At 69.2% G+C, this 16,155-nt stretch carries 15 protein-coding genes; 6 read left to right on the top strand and 9 right to left on the bottom strand.

What is annotated here, in order from left to right; translation table 11 throughout:
- Window positions 1-41: 41 nt before the first annotated feature.
- Together gcvT and OED52_RS12450 are read left to right on the top strand one after the other, a co-directional pair.
- On the top strand, window positions 42-1,139 hold the full coding sequence (gene gcvT, locus OED52_RS12455; protein WP_264151199.1) for a glycine cleavage system aminomethyltransferase GcvT: 1,098 nt from the start codon (window positions 42-44) through the stop codon (window positions 1,137-1,139).
- Window positions 1,140-1,171: 32 nt separating this feature from the next.
- Window positions 1,172-2,278 (top strand): branched-chain amino acid aminotransferase, encoded by a 1,107-nt coding sequence (locus OED52_RS12450; RefSeq protein WP_264151198.1) that lies wholly within the window; start codon window positions 1,172-1,174, stop codon window positions 2,276-2,278.
- 75 nt (window positions 2,279-2,353) lie between these two features.
- Here OED52_RS12450 and OED52_RS12445 read toward each other — a convergent pair whose 3' ends face one another.
- The 3 genes from OED52_RS12445 to OED52_RS12435 all read right to left on the bottom strand — a co-directional run bounded on the left by OED52_RS12445 (window position 2,354) and on the right by OED52_RS12435 (window position 4,963).
- Complete coding sequence (locus tag OED52_RS12445; protein WP_264151197.1) at window positions 2,354-3,118, bottom strand: adenosylcobinamide-GDP ribazoletransferase; 765 nt, start codon at window positions 3,116-3,118, stop codon at window positions 2,354-2,356.
- Window positions 3,118-4,209, bottom strand: a complete 1,092-nt coding sequence (gene cobT / locus OED52_RS12440; RefSeq protein ID WP_264151196.1) for a nicotinate-nucleotide--dimethylbenzimidazole phosphoribosyltransferase — start codon at window positions 4,207-4,209, stop codon at window positions 3,118-3,120. The genes OED52_RS12445 and cobT overlap by 1 nt, the downstream gene beginning before the upstream one ends.
- 82 nt (window positions 4,210-4,291) lie before the next feature.
- Window positions 4,292-4,963 carry a DUF3043 domain-containing protein gene (locus OED52_RS12435; RefSeq protein WP_264151195.1) on the bottom strand — a complete coding sequence of 224 codons (672 nt, stop codon included), beginning with the start codon at window positions 4,961-4,963 and terminating at the stop codon, window positions 4,292-4,294.
- 152 nt (window positions 4,964-5,115) lie between these two features.
- Here OED52_RS12435 and OED52_RS12430 point away from each other — a divergent pair, with 152 nt between their 5' ends.
- Both OED52_RS12430 and OED52_RS12425 read left to right on the top strand, forming a co-directional pair.
- Window positions 5,116-5,466 carry a HesB/IscA family protein gene (locus tag OED52_RS12430; protein ID WP_264151194.1) on the top strand — a complete coding sequence of 117 codons (351 nt, stop codon included), beginning with the start codon at window positions 5,116-5,118 and terminating at the stop codon, window positions 5,464-5,466.
- Between the two features lie 131 nt (window positions 5,467-5,597).
- A complete protein-coding gene (locus tag OED52_RS12425; RefSeq protein WP_264151193.1) occupies window positions 5,598-6,572 on the top strand; it encodes a carbohydrate kinase family protein in 975 nt (324 codons plus the stop codon).
- Between the two features lie 84 nt (window positions 6,573-6,656).
- On the opposite strand, the gene asnB is transcribed toward OED52_RS12425, so the two are convergent.
- A complete protein-coding gene (gene asnB / locus OED52_RS12420) occupies window positions 6,657-8,582 on the bottom strand; it encodes an asparagine synthase (glutamine-hydrolyzing) (RefSeq protein WP_264151192.1) in 1,926 nt (641 codons plus the stop codon).
- A 347-nt stretch (window positions 8,583-8,929) separates the two neighbouring features.
- Here asnB and ctaC point away from each other — a divergent pair, with 347 nt between their 5' ends.
- Both ctaC and OED52_RS12410 read left to right on the top strand, forming a co-directional pair.
- Window positions 8,930-10,000, top strand: a complete 1,071-nt coding sequence (gene ctaC / locus OED52_RS12415; protein WP_264151191.1) for an aa3-type cytochrome oxidase subunit II — start codon at window positions 8,930-8,932, stop codon at window positions 9,998-10,000.
- A gap of 34 nt (window positions 10,001-10,034) precedes the next feature.
- Window positions 10,035-10,451, top strand: coding sequence for a cytochrome c oxidase subunit 4 (locus OED52_RS12410; protein ID WP_264151190.1), 417 nt, complete (start codon window positions 10,035-10,037; stop codon window positions 10,449-10,451).
- 63 nt (window positions 10,452-10,514) lie between these two features.
- On the opposite strand, the gene OED52_RS12405 is transcribed toward OED52_RS12410, so the two are convergent.
- The 5 genes from OED52_RS12405 to qcrC form a co-directional block, all read right to left on the bottom strand.
- Window positions 10,515-11,525: a HEAT repeat domain-containing protein gene (locus OED52_RS12405; RefSeq protein ID WP_264151189.1), complete on the bottom strand. Its 1,011-nt coding sequence runs from the start codon at window positions 11,523-11,525 to the stop codon at window positions 10,515-10,517.
- Entirely contained in the window at window positions 11,525-12,241 is a 717-nt protein-coding gene (locus OED52_RS12400) for a HEAT repeat domain-containing protein (RefSeq protein WP_264151188.1), read from the bottom strand. The genes OED52_RS12405 and OED52_RS12400 overlap by 1 nt, the downstream gene beginning before the upstream one ends.
- A 234-nt stretch (window positions 12,242-12,475) precedes the next feature.
- On the bottom strand, window positions 12,476-14,134 hold the full coding sequence (gene qcrB / locus OED52_RS12395; protein WP_264151187.1) for a cytochrome bc1 complex cytochrome b subunit: 1,659 nt from the start codon (window positions 14,132-14,134) through the stop codon (window positions 12,476-12,478).
- A complete protein-coding gene (qcrA, locus tag OED52_RS12390; protein ID WP_264151186.1) occupies window positions 14,131-15,258 on the bottom strand; it encodes a cytochrome bc1 complex Rieske iron-sulfur subunit in 1,128 nt (375 codons plus the stop codon). The genes qcrB and qcrA overlap by 4 nt, the downstream gene beginning before the upstream one ends.
- A complete protein-coding gene (qcrC, locus tag OED52_RS12385) occupies window positions 15,255-16,127 on the bottom strand; it encodes a cytochrome bc1 complex diheme cytochrome c subunit (RefSeq protein WP_264151185.1) in 873 nt (290 codons plus the stop codon). Before qcrC ends, qcrA begins: the two co-directional genes overlap by 4 nt.
- Window positions 16,128-16,155: the final 28 nt, after the last annotated feature.

Here is a 16,155-nt window from a genome sequence, read left to right as displayed (position 1 = left end):
ACGGCGACGATCGGCGCGCCGGTGGGATAGCGTCCAGGGTCATGAGCGACGATCTGCAGCACGGTCCGATCCACGCGGTGCACACCGAACTCGGCGCCACCTTCGCCCCCTTCGGCGGGTGGGAGATGCCGGTCTCGTACGCCGGGACGGTCGCCGAGCACACCGCCGTCCGTGAGACGGTGGGCCTGTTCGACGTCAGCCACCTCGGCAAGGCGGTCGTCGCCGGTCCGGGTGCCGCCGAGTTCGTGAACACGGCCCTGACCAACGACCTCACCCGCATCGGCCCCGGCAGGGCCCAGTACACGCTGTGCTGCACCGAGACCGGTGGCGTGATCGACGACCTGATCGTCTACTACGTCTCCGACGAGGAACTCTTCCTCGTCCCGAACGCCGCGAACACCGCTGCCGTCGTCGAGGCGCTGGCCGCCGCCGCGCCCGCGGATGTCACCGTGACGAACCGGCACCGCGACCACGCCGTCTTCGCCGTGCAGGGCCCGAAGTCCGTGGCGGTCCTCACCGCGCTGGGGCTGCCCACCGACATCGACTACATGGGCTTCGCCGACGCCGAGTACCGGGGCGCACCGGTGCGGGTGTGTCGCAGCGGCTACACCGGAGAACGCGGCTACGAGGTGCTGCCGCTCCGGGACGACGCCGAGACCGTCTTCCGTGCCCTGCTCGAAGCGGTGCGCGCGGAGGGCGGCCAGGTCGCCGGGCTCGGTGCCCGCGACACGCTGCGCACCGAGATGGGCTACGCCCTGCACGGCCACGAACTGTCGGTCGACATCTCCCCGCTCGAAGCGCGGGTCGGCTGGGCCGTCGGCTGGAAGAAGCCGCAGTTCTGGGGCCGCGACGCGCTGCTCGCACAGAAGGAGTCCGGTCCGGCACGGCGGCTGTGGGGCCTGCGCGCCCTCGCCCGCGGTGTGCTGCGGCAGGACCTGACCGTCCTGCGCGAGGGCGACGCGGTGGGCCGGACCACCTCGGGTACCTTCTCGCCGACCCTCAAGGTCGGGATCGCGCTCGCCCTGCTCGACACGGCGGCGGGCATCGAGGCCGGTGACGAGGTCACGGTCGACGTGCGGGGCCGGTCGCTGCGCGCCGAGGTGGTCGTTCCGCCCTTCGTCGAGGACCACACGAGGTAGTGCGATCGGGTCCGGTTGTACCATTGACGTCCATGACAGAGGTCCTCGAATTCGCCCGCATCCAGCATCCTTCCCCGACACCCGCTGAGCGGCGACAGGAGATTCTGTCGAATCCCGGCTTCGGGAAGCACTTCACCGACCACATGGTGTCGATCACCTACATCGAGGGGAAGGGCTGGCACGACGCCAAGGTCGAGCCGTACTCGCCCATCACCCTCGATCCGGCCGCGATGGTGCTGCACTACGGACAGGCCATCTTCGAGGGCCTCAAGGCCTACCGGCAGCCCGACGGCAGCATCGCGTCGTTCCGCGTGACCGCCAACGCCGCGCGCATGAACCGGTCCGCGGAACGTCTCGCGATGCCGAACCTGCCGGAGGAGCTCTTCGTGCAGGCGATCACCGAGCTGATCGACGTCGACAACGAATGGGTCCCGGCCGCCGGTGGCGAGGAGTCGCTCTACCTGCGTCCCTTCGCATTCGCGACCGAGGCGGCCCTCGGTGTGCACCCGGCCGGCGAGTACAGGTTCCTCGTCATCGCCTCCCCGGCCGGCGCGTACTTCCCGCGCGGCGTCAAGCCCGTCAACGTGTGGCTGTCGCGTGAGTACGTGCGGGCCGCTCCCGGCGGCACCGGGGCGGCGAAGTTCGCCGGCAACTACGCGGCCTCGCTGGTCGCGCAGGCCTACGCCGCCGACCAGGGCTGTGACCAGGTGGTGTGGCTCGACGCGATCGAGCGCAAGTACGTCGAGGAGATGGGCGGCATGAACCTGTACTTCGTGTACGGGTCCGGCGCCGACGCGCGCCTCGTCACCCCGGAGCTGTCCGGCTCCCTGCTGCCGGGCATCACCCGCGACTCGCTGCTCACCCTCGCCAAGGACTCCGGCCTGGCGGTCGAGGAGCGGCGCATCAGCACCGACGAGTGGCGCGAGAAGGCCGCGAGCGGCGAGATCACCGAGGTGTTCGCGTGCGGCACCGCCGCCGTCATCACCCCGGTCGGCAAGGTCAAGGACAAGGACGGCGAGTTCACCATTGCCGACGGCGAGCCCGGCCCGATCACGATGGCGCTGCGCGACACCCTCACCGGGATCCAGCGCGGCACCTTCGCCGACACCCACGGATGGATGACCACGCTGCGCAAGTGAATCGTCGGTCGCCGAGACCCGCGCGGGGCGTCACCGGAATCCGGTGACGCCCCGCGGCATAGGTGGCGAAGCCGCTCAGAGCAGGCAGGTGGCGGCCACCGCGATCGCGGCGACCGTGCCCTCGGTGACCGCTCCGAGGACGTCCCCGTTCAGGCCCCCGAAGCGGGTCGCGCAGTGCCGGACGAACGGCACGGACACCAGGAGCACCACCGCCACGACGAGCGGTCCCGCCCACCAGGGACCGGGCAGCCACACCGCCGCGAGCACGGCCGCCGCGAGCGGCCACAGCACGGCCGCGACCGGCCCCTGGCTCCCGGCGACGAGCGTGCCGAATCCACTGCCCGGTGCGGCGTCGATGCCGCGCCGGCAGGCGAGCACCACCGCGACCCGTCCGGTGAACACGGCGACGGCCACCGCCGTCCACGCGCGGGCGTCGGCGAGGGTTCCGAAGGACGCGGCCTGCAGTCCGAGTACGACGACGAGCGCGGCCACCCCGAACGGGCCTGCACCGCCACCGTGCATCACCTCGCGTGCCCGCTCGGGCGGGCCGTAGCATCCGAGACCGTCGGCGGTGTCGCTCAACCCGTCGACGTGCATCCCGCGGGTGCCGACGGCGAGCACACCGACGCACAGCAGACCCGTCACCAGGGCGGGAGCGCCGAGACCCGACGTGAGCAGGCACACCACCGCGGCCGCGGCGCCGAGCACGGCACCGGCCACGGGGGCGGCGGTGATGGCGCGCGCGGCGACCGCACGATCGATCTCGGACGGCCCGCGGAAGGGGAGCACCGTCAGCCAGGACAGTGCCAGTGCCACCCCGCCGGTCCAGCGCCGGAGCATCAGTCGATCGGGGTCGGCGCGGACTCGTCGCGAGTGCTCACACCGGCCTCGGAGAAGGTCGCCATCTGCGCCAGGATCGCGACGGCGCCCTGCAGGATCGGCAGTGCCGTCACCGCACCGGAACCCTCACCGAGCCGCATGTCCAGCTCGACGATCGGGTCGAGACGCAGGTGGCGCAGGGCGAGACTGTGGGCGGGTTCGACGGACCGGTGCCCGGCCACCCACCAGCGTGCGGCGCCGGGAGCCATCTCCTCTGCGACCATCGCAGCGGCGGTGACGACGACACCGTCGAGGATCACCGGGGTGCGGCGCACCGCGGCCTGGGCGAGGAAACCGGCCATCGCCGCGAAGTCGGCGCCGCCGGCGGTGCGCAGCAGGGCGACGGGATCCTTCACGTGGGGCCGGGCACGGCGCATCGCATCCCGGATCGCCGTGACCTTGCGCATCCAGCCCTTGTCGTCGATCCCGGTGCCGCGACCGACGGCGGCGACGGGTTCGGTGGCGGTGAGGGTGGCGATGAGCACGGTCGCCGGGGTGGTGTTGCCGATGCCCATGTCGCCGGCGACGAGCAGGTCCGCGCCCTCGTCGACCTCACGGTCGGCGAGACCGCGGCCGACCTCGATCGCGCGGACGGTCTCCTCGTGGGTCAGCGCGTCCTCACGGTCGATGCGGCCGCTCGAGCGACGGATCTTGTACTGCGAGACCTCGGGGGAGGTGTCACAGTCGACCGCCATGTCCACCACGCGCACACCGGCACCGGCCGCGTTCGCGAGGACGTTGACGGCCGCACCACCGGAGGCGAGGTTCGCGACCATCTGCGCGGTGACCTCGGGCGGATAGGCGGACACGCCGTGACGGGCCACCCCGTGGTCGCCGGCGAACACCACGACCCGCGGACGGCGGAAGGGATGCGGCGGGACCTCGCCCTGGCAGGCGGCCACCCAGCAGCCGAGATCCTCGAGACGGCCGAGGGATCCCGCCGGCTTCGTCAGATCCCGCTGGCGCTCCTCGGCCTGCACCCGGGCCTCGAGGTCGGGTGCGACGACCCGGGGGAAGACGACGTCGGTGGGGGATTCGGAACCGGTTGTCACAGGTCACCTCTCGCGTGGGAAATCACCGTGTGACGCTATCAATCCGTCCGCGCCGCCCCGCCCTCCGGAGGTGTGAGGTTCGTCAGACGGCGTCGCCGGGCTCGACCCGGGGCAGCGGGGCCCGCAGCTTCCGGATCTGGGAGGCACGCACGAAGGCGTACCAGCCGAGACCGAAGCCGCCGTCCGTGGAGTCGGGGAAGCGCTCGCGGGCCTTCTTGTTCACCATGCGGCCCAGGTAGACGCCCTCGATGACCATCAGCAGCATCATCACGAACATCGCGAGGGTGACGTACTGCTGCACCACCGGGCCCAGGAACATGGACAGGATCAGCACCAGCGCGAGCGGCATGAACAGACCGACGAGATTGCGCCGGCTGTCGACGAGATCGCGCACGTACGCGCGGACCGGGCCGCGGTCGCGGGGCAGGAGGTACTTCTCCTCACCGGCGAGCATCCGGTTGCGGCGTTCCGCCGCTTCGGAGCGCCGCTGGGCGGCGGCCGCCTTGCGCTCCTCCTTGGTCTGGGACTTGCGCAGCGCCTTGCGCCGCTCGCGCGCCTCCTTCGCCGTCAGGGGGGCGGGCGCGACGGGACCGCGCCGCCGGTTCTCGGCGTCGCGTCGCTTGGGCGTCGGGCGTCCCTTACCGGTCGTCTTCGCAGGCGCCGGCTCCTCGGGAGCCGCAGCCTGAGCGGTCTCGGTCGCAGGGACCTCGTGATCGGCAGAGTCGTCGGAACCACCGCGGCGTAGCAACTTCACACCACCAGGCTATGGGATAGTCGAGGGAAGCGGAAAATCCGCGAGGCTCACCACCCGCGGCCGAGGACCCACGCGCCTCGACCACGAGGAATAGATTCCGGCACGGTACCGTTGAAGCAACCGGGTTTGGATACGAACGACAGGGAGCGCCCATGACTGTGCAGCAAGAGACCGACACTCACGGCGTCATCCTGACCGAGGCTGCCGCTGCCAAGGCGAAGGCACTGCTCGATCAGGAGGGCCGTGACGACCTGGCACTGCGTATCGCCGTTCAGCCCGGCGGCTGCGCGGGTCTGCGGTACCAGCTGTTCTTCGACGATCGCACGCTCGACGGCGACCTCACCAAGGAGTTCGGCGGTGTGAACCTCGTCGTCGACCGGATGAGCGCCCCCTACGTCGAGGGTGCGTCCATCGACTTCGTCGACACCATCGAGAAGCAGGGCTTCACGATCGACAACCCCAACGCGACGGGGTCGTGCGCCTGCGGCGACTCGTTCAACTGAGAACGTGACTCGGGACCCCGGTGCCGGAACGGCACCGGGGTCCCGTCGTGTCCGCGGTAGTACCGTGGGACCGCTACGGCTCTCCGTGTGAGCAGCCACATCACCAGACATCCACGGAAAGGCTCAGCCTCGTGACCATCGCCGTGACCGGCTCCATCGCCACCGACCACCTCATGCGTTTCCCCGGCCGGTTCGCCGAGCAGCTGCTCGCCGACCAGCTCTCGCACATCTCGCTCAGCTTCCTCGTCGACGACCTGGTCGTGCGGCGCGGCGGTGTCGGCGGCAACATCGCCTTCGCGATGGGTGTTCTCGGGGGATCGCCCGTGCTCGTCGGTGCCGTCGGCGCCGACTTCGCCGAGTACCGGACGTGGCTCGAGGACCACGGCGTGGACTGCTCGTCGGTGCGGGTGTCGACCACCGCCCACACCGCGCGGTTCGTGTGCACCACCGACCTCGACATGGCGCAGATCGCGTCGTTCTACCCCGGCGCGATGTCGGAGGCCCGCGAGATCTCCATCGAGGAGGTCGTGCGCCGGCACGGCGTCGACCTGGTGCTGATCGGCGCCAACGACCCCGACGCGATGATCCGCCACACCGAGGAGTGCCGTCGCCTCGGCGTCCCCTTCGTCGCCGACCCGTCGCAGCAGCTCGCCCGCCTGGACGGCAAGCAGGCCGAGCAGCTCATCGACGGCGCCGAGTACCTGTTCACCAACGAGTACGAGTGGGGTCTGCTGCTGCAGAAGACCGGTCTCACCGAGGACGAGGTGCAGGCGAAGGTCGGGCTCCGCATCACCACCCTCGGCGGTGACGGCGCGAAGATCGTCGACCGCGACGGCAACTGGGTGCAGGTGGGTGTCGTGCCCGAGCGCGCCAAGGTCGATCCCACCGGTGTGGGCGATGCCTTCCGCGCCGGTTTCCTGCTCGGTCACCGCGCCGGCCTGAGCCTCGAGCGCGCCGCGCAGCTCGGCTCCCTGGTCGCCGTGCACGTCCTCGAGACCACCGGCACCCAGGAATGGACCTTCGACCGCGCCGATGCCCTCAAGCGTCTCGGTGAGGCCTACGGTGCCGAGGCCGCCGACGAGATCGGTGCGGTGCTCGGCGCCTGACGCGGAGCGGTCCGACACACCGCGCGGACGACGAACGGCCGCGAGCCCCGGTGGGAAGCTCGCGGCCGTTTCTCGTCGTGACGGTCAGAGCTCGACCGGGTAGGCCGGTTCCTGGATCTGCGGGACGACGCGCTTCTCGACGAAGATGCCGTGCCAGATCATGAAGCACAGCACCGTCCACAGGCGGCGGCTGTGGTCGATCGGGCCGGTGCGGTGCTCGTCGAGCATCTTCGTCACCGCGGTCTTGTCCAGCAGGTGATCGGTCTGCGACTCGGCGATCACCTCGTGCGCCCAGTCGAACAGCTCGGTGCCGGCGAGCCAGTGCCGCAGCGGCACCGGGAAGCCCAGCTTCGCGCGGTGCAGCACGTGCGGCGGCACGATGCCCTCGAGAGCCTGACGCAACGCGTACTTCGTCGTGTCCTTCGTGATCTTCTGCTCCAACGGCACCTGCGACGCCACCCGGAACACCTCGGAGTCGAGGAACGGCACACGCAGCTCGAGCGAGTTCGCCATCGTCATCTTGTCGGCCTTGACGAGGATGTCGCCGCGCAGCCAGGTGAACAGGTCGAGGTGCTGCATCCGGGCGACCGGATCCCAGCCGGCCGACTGCGCGTAGATCGGCGCGGTGACGTCCTGATGGGTCCACTCGGGTCGGAAGTCGCGCAGCACCGCGCGCAGCTGTGCGTCGTTGAAGCTGCGGGCATTGCCGTAGTAGCGCTCCTCGAGGGTCATCGAGCCGCGGTGCAGCAGGCTCTTGCCGCGGGTGCCCTCGGGGATGCGCTCGGACAGCTTCCCGGCGGCCCGGCGCAGCGCCGACGGGAGGAACTCGAACGGGCGCAGCGACAGCGGCTCGCGGTAGATGGTGTAGCCGCCGAACAGCTCGTCGGCGCCCTCACCGGACAGCACGACCTTGACGTGCTTGCGGGCCTCGCGGGCGATGAACCACAGCGGCACGAGTGCCGGGTCGGCCACCGGGTCGTCGAGGTACCAGATGATCTCCGGGATCGCCGCGGCGAACTCGGCGGGGGAGACCACCCGCACCACGTGCCGGGCACCGATCGCCGCGGCCGACTCGGCGGCGACGTCGACCTCGGAGTAGCCCTCCCGCTCGAAACCGGCGGTGAAGGTGATGAGCTTGGGGTTGTGGCGCATCGCCAGCGCGGCGATGGCGGTGGAGTCGATGCCGCCCGAGAGGAACGACCCGACCGTCACGTCGGCCCGCATGTGCTTGGCCACCGAGTCCTCGAGCGCCTCGGCGATCTCGCGGTAGCGGTCCTGCTCGCGGCCGGCCGCGAACGGCCGCACCGGGAAGGTCGGGTGGAAGTAGCGGGTGATCTCCGGCTCGGAACCGGGCCGCAGACGCGCGTGGCAGCCCGATTCGAGGCGCCGGATGCTGCGGTGCAGGGTCTCCGGCTCGGGGACGTACTGGAGCACCGTGTAGTGCTCGATCGCCCGCGCGTCGAGTTCGGTGTCGATGCCGACGAGATCGGCGAGCTCGAGCAGGCTCTTCTTCTCGCTACCGAAGACGGTGCCGTTCGGGCCGGTCGCGATGAACAGCGGCTTGATGCCGAAGGGATCGCGGGCGAGGAACAGCTCACGGGTGTGGGTGTCCCAGATCGCGAAGGCGAACATGCCGCGCAGCTTCTGCACGGCCCGCTCACCCCAGTGGTGGTAGGCCGCGACGATGGTCTCGCTGTCGCCCTCGGTGGCGAAGGCGGCACCGAACTTCTCGGTGAGCTCCTCGCGCAGTTCGAGGTAGTTGTAGATCTCACCGTTGAACGTCAGCGCATACCGGTCGGGCTGTTCCGGGGGTCCCCAGCGCAGCGGCTGGTGCGAATGCGCGATGTCGATGATCGACAGGCGGTTGAATCCGAGGACCAGGTCGGCGTCGTGCCAGGTGCCGTGCTCGTCGGGCCCGCGATGACGCAGGCAGTGCATTGCGGAGCCCACCTGGGCGACGGCGTCGTCGGTGGTGCCGTCAGTGGTCAGAAACCCGAGCAATCCGCACACGCGTGGGTTACCTCATTCCGGTCGGGGTGTCACGAACGAACCCCGATGGGCGCACAGCGCAGGACACCGCACCGCGCGTGACACCGGGAACTTCCTCTCGGGGTCCGGCGTTGGTTCTACTGGAGTATGCCGCAGACGGTCGAGTCGGGCAGGCGGCCGTACGACGGAGCAGGGACCGTCGGATCGGGGAACCGCTGGTCACGAGGTACGTCTTCCGGGCGTTTCGCCCACTCCGGCACTTTCTTCGTGCCCCGACGATGGATTGCGTCCGGGTTTGGTCTACGCTGCGTAGTAATTGGGCTGGCCCTCCGGGTGTGCCCTAGTGGAATTGCGGCGATCAGGAAGGCGTGAACGTGGCGCAAGGTCGGATCCTTCGGCGGTTCGGGCTCGCAGCATCACTCGGCATTGCAGCCTTGGTGCTGACCGGGTGTTCTAGCGAAGAAGTCCTTCGTTTCGGCTGGCCGGAGGGGGTCACTCCTCAGGCCGAGCGTATGCGTGAGCTCTGGACGTGGTCGGTGATCGCCGCCCTCGTCATGGGCATTCTGGTGTGGGGCCTGACCTTCTGGGTGGTGGCTGCCTACCGCCGGCGCAAGGGTGACCCCGAGTTCCCCCGCCAGACGGCGTACAACGTGCCCCTCGAGCTCGCGTACACCGCGGCTCCGTTCGTGGCCGTGTGTGTGCTCTTCTACTTCACCGTCGTGGTGCAGAACTACGTCCTCGAGAAGGAGGACAACCCGAACGTCGTGGTCGACGTCACGGCGTTCCAATGGAACTGGAAGTTCGGTTACCGCACCGTCGATCTCGGTGACGGTACCGCGCGTTACGACGGCACCGATCAGGAAGCCCAGGACGCGATGGCCCTGCAGCCCTACGAGCTGGGCATCGAGGGCGACCACGACGAGCATGCCGAGGTTCCCCCGATCCACGGCAAGCCCACGGAGGATCTCTCCTACCTGCACTACGACAAGATCGAGACGATCGGCACCAGCGAGGAGATCCCGGTCCTCGTTCTGCCCACCGGCAAGCGCATCGAGTTCCAGCTCGCGTCGTCGGACGTCATCCACGCGTTCTGGGTCCCCGAGTTCCTGTTCAAGCGGGACGTGAACCCGAACCCGATCGAGAACAACTCCGATCCGGTCTTCCAGATCTCCGAGATCGAGCGCGAGGGTGCGTTCGTGGGCCGCTGCGCCGAGATGTGCGGCACCTACCACGCGATGATGAACTTCGAGGTCCGCGCGGTCAGCCCCGAGGACTTCGCCCGGTACATCGAGCTCCGTAAGCCGGTCGAGGACGGCGGCCAGGGCCTGTCGAACGCCGCCGCGCTTGAGGCCATCGGCCAGAGCCCGATCGCAACCTCGACGACCCCGTTCAAGACCGATCGTACGGACCGGTCGGCCTCCGTCGCCGCCGGCGAGTGACGGCCACCTCTCACCGACAAGGACAAGTGCTGATATGAAGATCGAAGCCAAGCTCTTCGAGGTCGTGACGGTGTTCTTCGTGCTCGTCGCCATCGTGTACGGCACGTTCACCGGCCTCTCGGACAAGGGCATCGAGTGGGCGGGTCTGACGGCCATCGTCCTCTCCGCGGGCCTGACCCTGATCGTCGGAACGTACTTCCGGTTCGTCGCTCGTCGTCTCGACACCCGTCCGGAGGACTACGAGGACGCCGAGGTCAGCGACGGCGCCGGCGACCTGGGCTTCTTCAGTGCCGGTAGCTTCTGGCCCATCCTTCTGGCCGGTGCGGCCGCCTTCGCCGCCATCGCGCTGGCGTTCTTCCAGCCCTGGCTGATCGTCGTCGCGGTCGTGCTGATCGTCGCGTCGGCTGCCGGTCTGGTGTTCGAGTACCACCTCGGCCCCGAGAAGCACTGAGCCTCTCGTACACCCCGCTCGCACGGGCGCCGCACCTTCGGGTGCGGCGCCCGTCGCGCATTCTCAGGCCCTGCGTGCTCCTCGGCGGGTCGTGAGGGCGACCGCCGCCGTTGCCGCCACCGTGCGGTCCCGGTCGGCGGTGAGGGCGAGCAGGGCGTCGTGGGCCGCGTCCCCGGGGATCTCCGCGAGGGTCTGGGTGAGCCGCAGCCGCGTGCGGGGATCGGACGACGCGTCGAGGGCCCGCAGCACGGACCGCACGATCTCCGCGGACGGCACCGACCGGTCGGCCAGCCCACCGAGCACCTCCGACGCCTCGACGTCCTTCCGGCCCTCCACGATCGTCTCCAGTAGCACCGGGACGGCCTCCTGCACACCGCGGAAACCCAACGCGAGGGCCGCCGACGTGCGGGCGGTACGGTCGCCGTCGTCGAGGGCCCGGCGCAGCAGCGCGGTGGCCTCCGGGAGACGGATCTCGGTGAGCGCGGCGATCGCCCGCCGGCGCACGCGCGGGTCGGGGGAGCCCAGCCCCGCCTCCAGCCCCGGGAGCGCCGCGGTTCCGCTGCGTGCCAGCGACCACCGCAGTGCCCCTGCAACGAATGCGTTCTCCTCCGTCAGCACCGCCTCCACCAGCGCATCGACGGGAAGAGGCGCCGACTCGGTCTGCGACAGCACCGCCTGCTGACGCCGGGAACCGGAGTCGGATTCGAAGGCGCGGAGCAGGGCGACGAGGCGCAGCACGTCGTCCCAGGCGGTGGGGGAGGACGCACCGACCCCTTCGAGGCGGGCGAGCAGTTCCGTCTCCGCCGCGATCCGCTCCTGAGTGTGCCGGATCAGTTCCTGCACCAGTTCGGCCGGGGCGAACGTCGGGTCCTCCAGCGCCCGTCCCACCTCCCGCAGCGACATCCCGAGGCTGCGCAGGCTCTCCACATGGAACAGCCGACGCAGGTCGTCATCGGTGTACTCGCGGTAGCCGCCCGCGGTACGGCCCGTGGGCGACACCAGACCGAGACGGTCGTAGTGCCGCAGCATCCGTGTGCTGACCCCGGACCGCTGCGAGACCTCGCCGATGAGCATCACGTCACCTCCCGGGAGCCGTCGGGGTCCGTCACCGCGATCCGGTGTGCGGTCTCCACCGCGAGGTCGAAGCTACTGTCGGGATCGACCCGGATCCGCTCGGTGGCCGCCGCATGGGCCCGGACCTGCGGGTCGGGATGGGCCGCTGCGGCCTCCAGGGCGGGGACAGCGGCCTCGTCCAGGGCGGCGAGCGCCCGGCTCAGGCTCAGCCGGACCTCCCGGTCGCCGCGACCGAGTTCGCCGGCCAGCTCGGCGGCGAGCCGCGGCTCCTGCCCGTCCGGGACGAGGACGACCGCGGCCCGCCACGCGCTGCGGGCGATCTCGTCGTGCGGGTCGTGCAGCATTCGTGCCACGCCGGGCCAGGCCGACCGGTCACCGATCTTGGAGAGGGTGTGCAGGGCCTGGCTGCGTGCCTGCGTCCCCTCCGCCCCCAGCTCGGCGAGCAGGAGCGGCACGGTGATCCTGGCGGGGAGGCGGCACAGCGCCCAGGTCAGCATGTCGCGGACGTAGAAGTCCGGTTCCACGGCACACCGCTCGACGAGCGCCCGGGCGGTGTGCGGGTCGGCGGCGGTCCCCAGTTCGAGCGCTGCGCGCAGCCGTACCGGGGTGTCCGCGGCGGTCAGGGCGACAGTGAGGACACCGATGGGGACCGGGGCGGAGACGCGGGTGGGGACTCGGGTGGGGACGCGGACGGACGGGTCGTGGTGGGTGCTCATGGAAGACACCTCCTTCACCGACCCATTCGAGTGCCTGTCACGGTGTCAAGGTCAAGACATCCGGACCATAACCGGTGGAGGAGGGGAGGGGTCTGCCGATTCGGCCCAGAAGATTCGACACAGAAGATTCGACACAGAAGATTCGGCACAGAGGAATCGGCGCAGCAACGAAAGGGGCCCCGGACCGTGAAGGTCCGGGGCCCCTTTACGAGGTGACTCGTTCGCTACCGAGTGTCAGTGCGACTTCTCGGGCAGCTCCTTGGCACCGTCGCCGTTGCCGTGGATGCGCTCCTGGTACTCGCGGAGCGTGTTCCGCAGCTCGAGCTCGGCCTCGTGGTGCGCGGCCTCGAGCGCGGCGGCCTCGTCGGCCGGGTCCGGGCTCCACCAGCTGCCGGAGCCGGGCTTGCCGGCGGTACCGAGCTTGTTCATCCGCTTCGGGACCGGAGCACCCTGGTACTCCAGCGGAACCGGGTGGCCGTGCTCGTCGACCGGGCCGAGCGGCTGGTGGATCTCGATGTACTCACCGTGCGGCAGGCGACGGACGATGCCCGTCTCCACGCCGTGCTCCAGGACCTGGCGGTCGCTGCGCTGAAGTGCCAGGCAGAAGCGGTAGGCGATGAAGTACGCCAGCGGCGGCAGGATGACCAGGCCGATACGACCCATCCACGTCGTCGCGTTGATCGAGATGTCGAACTTGAACGCGATGAGGTCGTTGATGCACATGATCGTGGCCACACCGTAGAAGGCCAGCGCCATGAACCCGAGGCCGGTACGGACCGGCACGTCGCGAGGACGCTGCAGCAGGTTGTGGTGCGCGTCGTCCTTGGTCAGCTTCTTCTCGATCCACGGGTAGACCGTGAGGACCACGAAGACGAGGCCCATGATCAGCGCGATCCAGAACGGCTGCGGGATCGTGTACCGGCCGAACGGGTACAGCTCCCAGGCCGGCCAGATACGGGCCATGCCGTCCGTCCACATCATGTAGATGTCCGGCTGCGAGCCGGCGGAGACCTGCGACGGGTTGTACGGGCCGAGGTACCAGACCGGGTTGATCTGGAACAGACCGCTCATCAGGGCGAGGACCGCGAAGGTCATCGCGAAGAAGGCACCCGACTTGACGGCGAACACCGGGAGGATGCGGACACCCACGACGTTCTGTTCGGTCCGGGCGGGGCCGGGGAACTGGGTGTGCTTCTGGTACCAGACCAGCGCGAGGTGCGCGGCGATCAGGGCCAGGATGATGCCCGGGACGAGCAGCACGTGCAGCACGTAGAAGCGCGGGATGATCAGATCGCCGGGGAAGTCGCCGCCGAAGATCGCCCAGTGCAGCCAGGTGCCGATGATCGGGACCGACAGCGTGATGCCCGAGAAGGCGGCCCGCAGACCCGTACCGGAGAGCAGGTCGTCGGGGAGCGAGTAACCGAAGAAGCCCTCGAACATCGCCAGGATGAGCAGCAGCGAGCCGATCACCCAGTTCGCCTCACGCGGGCGGCGGAACGCACCGGTGAAGAAGATGCGCAGCAGGTGCACGATGATCGACGCCGCGAACATCAGTGCCGCCCAGTGGTGGATCTGGCGGACGAACAGACCACCGCGGACCTCGAACGACAGGTTCAGGGTCGTCTCGTAGGCGCGGGACATGCCCACACCACGCAGCGGCGTGTAGACGCCGTCGTAGACCACGTGGGCCATCGACGGGTCGAAGAACAGGGTGAGGAAGACACCCGAGATCAACAGGATGACGAAGCTGTACAGCGCGATCTCACCCAGCAGGAAGGACCAGTGGGTGGGGAACACCTTGTTGATCTGACGACGGATACCCGCGGACAGGTGGTAGCGGGAATCGAGATTCTCGCCGATGTGCGCGGCACGGGATTGGGTTGAAGTACTCACGATCGACGCTCCCAGAAGGCCGGGCCGAGTGGCTCGATGAAGTCACCGTTGGCGACCAGGAAGCCCTCTTCGTTCACTGTAATCGGCAGCTGCGGCAGTGCGCGAGCAGCCGGACCGAAAATCGCCTTGCCGTACTCCAGGGCATCGAACTGCGACTGGTGGCACGGGCACAGGATGCGGTTGGTCTGCTGCTCGTACAGCGAGGTCGGGCAACCGAGGTGGGTGCAGATCTTCGAGTAGGCGAAGTAGTCGCCGTAGTTGAAGCTCTCCTGGCCCTTGCGCTTGACGACGCGCTCGGTGTCCTCGGTGCGCAGACGGATCAGCATGACGGCGTTGCGGATACCGCGCAGGCTCTCGAGCAGAGCGTGCTCGTCGCCGCGATCGGACTCGCGGAACGGGAACACCGTCTCCATGCCGCCGGCGTCGAGGTCCTCCGGACGCACCAGGACGATGTCCTGGGGACGGCCGGTGTCACGACGCAGGTAGATCGTCTCGCCCGGGTACCGCGGCGTCCAGCCCGACACCCACAGCGGCGACTCGCCCCGTTCCTTCCACGGATTCTTGATCAGGCCACCGAGCGGCATGATCAGGCCGAGGCCGAGGGCGCCGCCACCGAAGATGGCGGTGCGCTTGATCAGCTTGCGGCGGGGAAGGGTCGAGGTCTCCAGGGAGTCGGCGAGCTCCGCGACGATCGTCTTGCGATCGACCTCGGAGGAACCACCGTCGTGCCGATCCTGGATCGACACCTCCTCGGGGATGAACTTCTTGGTGAACTGCACCGCGCCGACACCGATGCCGAGGATCGACAGACCCAGGGTGATGCCGAGCATCGGGGTGTACAGGCTGTACCAGTCGTAGTCCTTCTCGCCGATGGATTGGTACTCCCACGGCCAGAACAGGTAGATCGCAATGAACGCGATACCCGACAGGCCGGCCAGGACGAACCAGAAGGCGACGTTGCGCTCCGCACGCTTCTCGGCGCGGGTGCCCTCGACGGGCCACCGGTCCTTGCGGAAGGCGACGTCGACCCCGTCCAGGTTCGTACCGAGGGTGACGAGATCGTCCCGGCTCATCTGGTCGAGGTTCTCGACAGTGTGCTTGTTCGGCGTTTCGCCGCCACTCATGACCTAGCTCCGATCCACAGTGCAGCGCCGACGACGGCAACCATGCCGACGACCCACATGGTCGGCCCCTCGGCACCGGGGCCGAAGCCACCGAGCCCGTAGCCGCCCGGGTTCTTCGTCTCGTTGGCGGACTTGATGTACGCGATGATGTCCTGCTTCTCCTCGACCGTCAGCTGGCGGTCGGAGAACTTGGGCATGTTCTGGGGGCCGGTGAGCATCGCGGTGTAGATCTGCTGCTCGCTCGCGGGCGCCAGCGGCGGTGCGAACTTACCGGACGACAGGGCGCCACCCTGACCGGTGAAGTTGTGGCACGACGCGCAGTTCTGGCGGAACAGCTCGGAACCGCGTCCGATGTCGTCGCCGCGCAGCGAGGAGGTGGCGATCTCACCGTTCTCGTCGCGGATGACCGTGGGGCCGCCGCCGTTGGCCTGGATGTACGCACCGAGAGCGTCGGTCTGGTGCGCGTCGAACTTCGGCTCCTTGCGCACGATCTGCGCTTCGTTGCGCGAAGCCGGCATACGGCCGGACGAGACCTGGAAGTACACGGCCGCCTCACCGACACCGATCAGGCTGGGACCGCGGTCCTGGACGCCCTGCAGGTTGACACCGTGGCAGGTGACGCAGGAGGTCTCGTACAGCTTCTGGCCTTCGCGGATCAGTGCGCTCTGATCGTCCTGCGCCGTCGCGACCTGTGGAGCAGGCGTCACAGCGGAGGCGATGAAGCCGGCGCTCAGCAGCCCGAGCGCGAGGACCAGCGCTCCGGTGATGCGACGGCGCATCTTGCGCTGGCGGCGGGACTTGGCAGCGGAGGCTGCCGAGGTTTGACCGGGCATGTCACCCTCGGAGGCGAGAGGTGGGGATGAACTCATCTGTATCCCTTTTTGTATGTCGGGACGG

This window comes from Rhodococcus sp. Z13, assembly GCF_025837095.1.
In the GTDB taxonomy this organism is placed as follows: Bacteria; Actinomycetota; Actinomycetes; order Mycobacteriales; family Mycobacteriaceae; genus Rhodococcus; species Rhodococcus sacchari.
This window is presented reverse-complemented; position numbering and strand designations above follow the sequence as displayed.

Excerpts from the sequence above, each read along its gene's own strand:
- OED52_RS12450 (WP_264151198.1), top strand. The coding sequence starts at position 1,172 with ATGACAGAGGTCCTCGAATTCGCCCGCATCCAGCATCCTTCCCCGACA.
- OED52_RS12405 (WP_264151189.1), bottom strand. The coding sequence starts at position 11,525 with ATGCTCATCGGCGAGGTCTCGCAGCGGTCCGGGGTCAGCACACGGATG.
- OED52_RS12430 (WP_264151194.1), top strand. The coding sequence starts at position 5,116 with ATGACTGTGCAGCAAGAGACCGACACTCACGGCGTCATCCTGACCGAG.
- OED52_RS12445 (WP_264151197.1), bottom strand. The coding sequence starts at position 3,118 with ATGCTCCGGCGCTGGACCGGCGGGGTGGCACTGGCACTGTCCTGGCTG.
- qcrA (WP_264151186.1), bottom strand. The coding sequence starts at position 15,258 with ATGAGTGGCGGCGAAACGCCGAACAAGCACACTGTCGAGAACCTCGAC.
- OED52_RS12400 (WP_264151188.1), bottom strand. The coding sequence starts at position 12,241 with ATGAGCACCCACCACGACCCGTCCGTCCGCGTCCCCACCCGAGTCCCC.
- gcvT (WP_264151199.1), top strand. The coding sequence starts at position 42 with ATGAGCGACGATCTGCAGCACGGTCCGATCCACGCGGTGCACACCGAA.
- OED52_RS12410 (WP_264151190.1), top strand. The coding sequence starts at position 10,035 with ATGAAGATCGAAGCCAAGCTCTTCGAGGTCGTGACGGTGTTCTTCGTG.
- qcrC (WP_264151185.1), bottom strand. The coding sequence starts at position 16,127 with ATGAGTTCATCCCCACCTCTCGCCTCCGAGGGTGACATGCCCGGTCAA.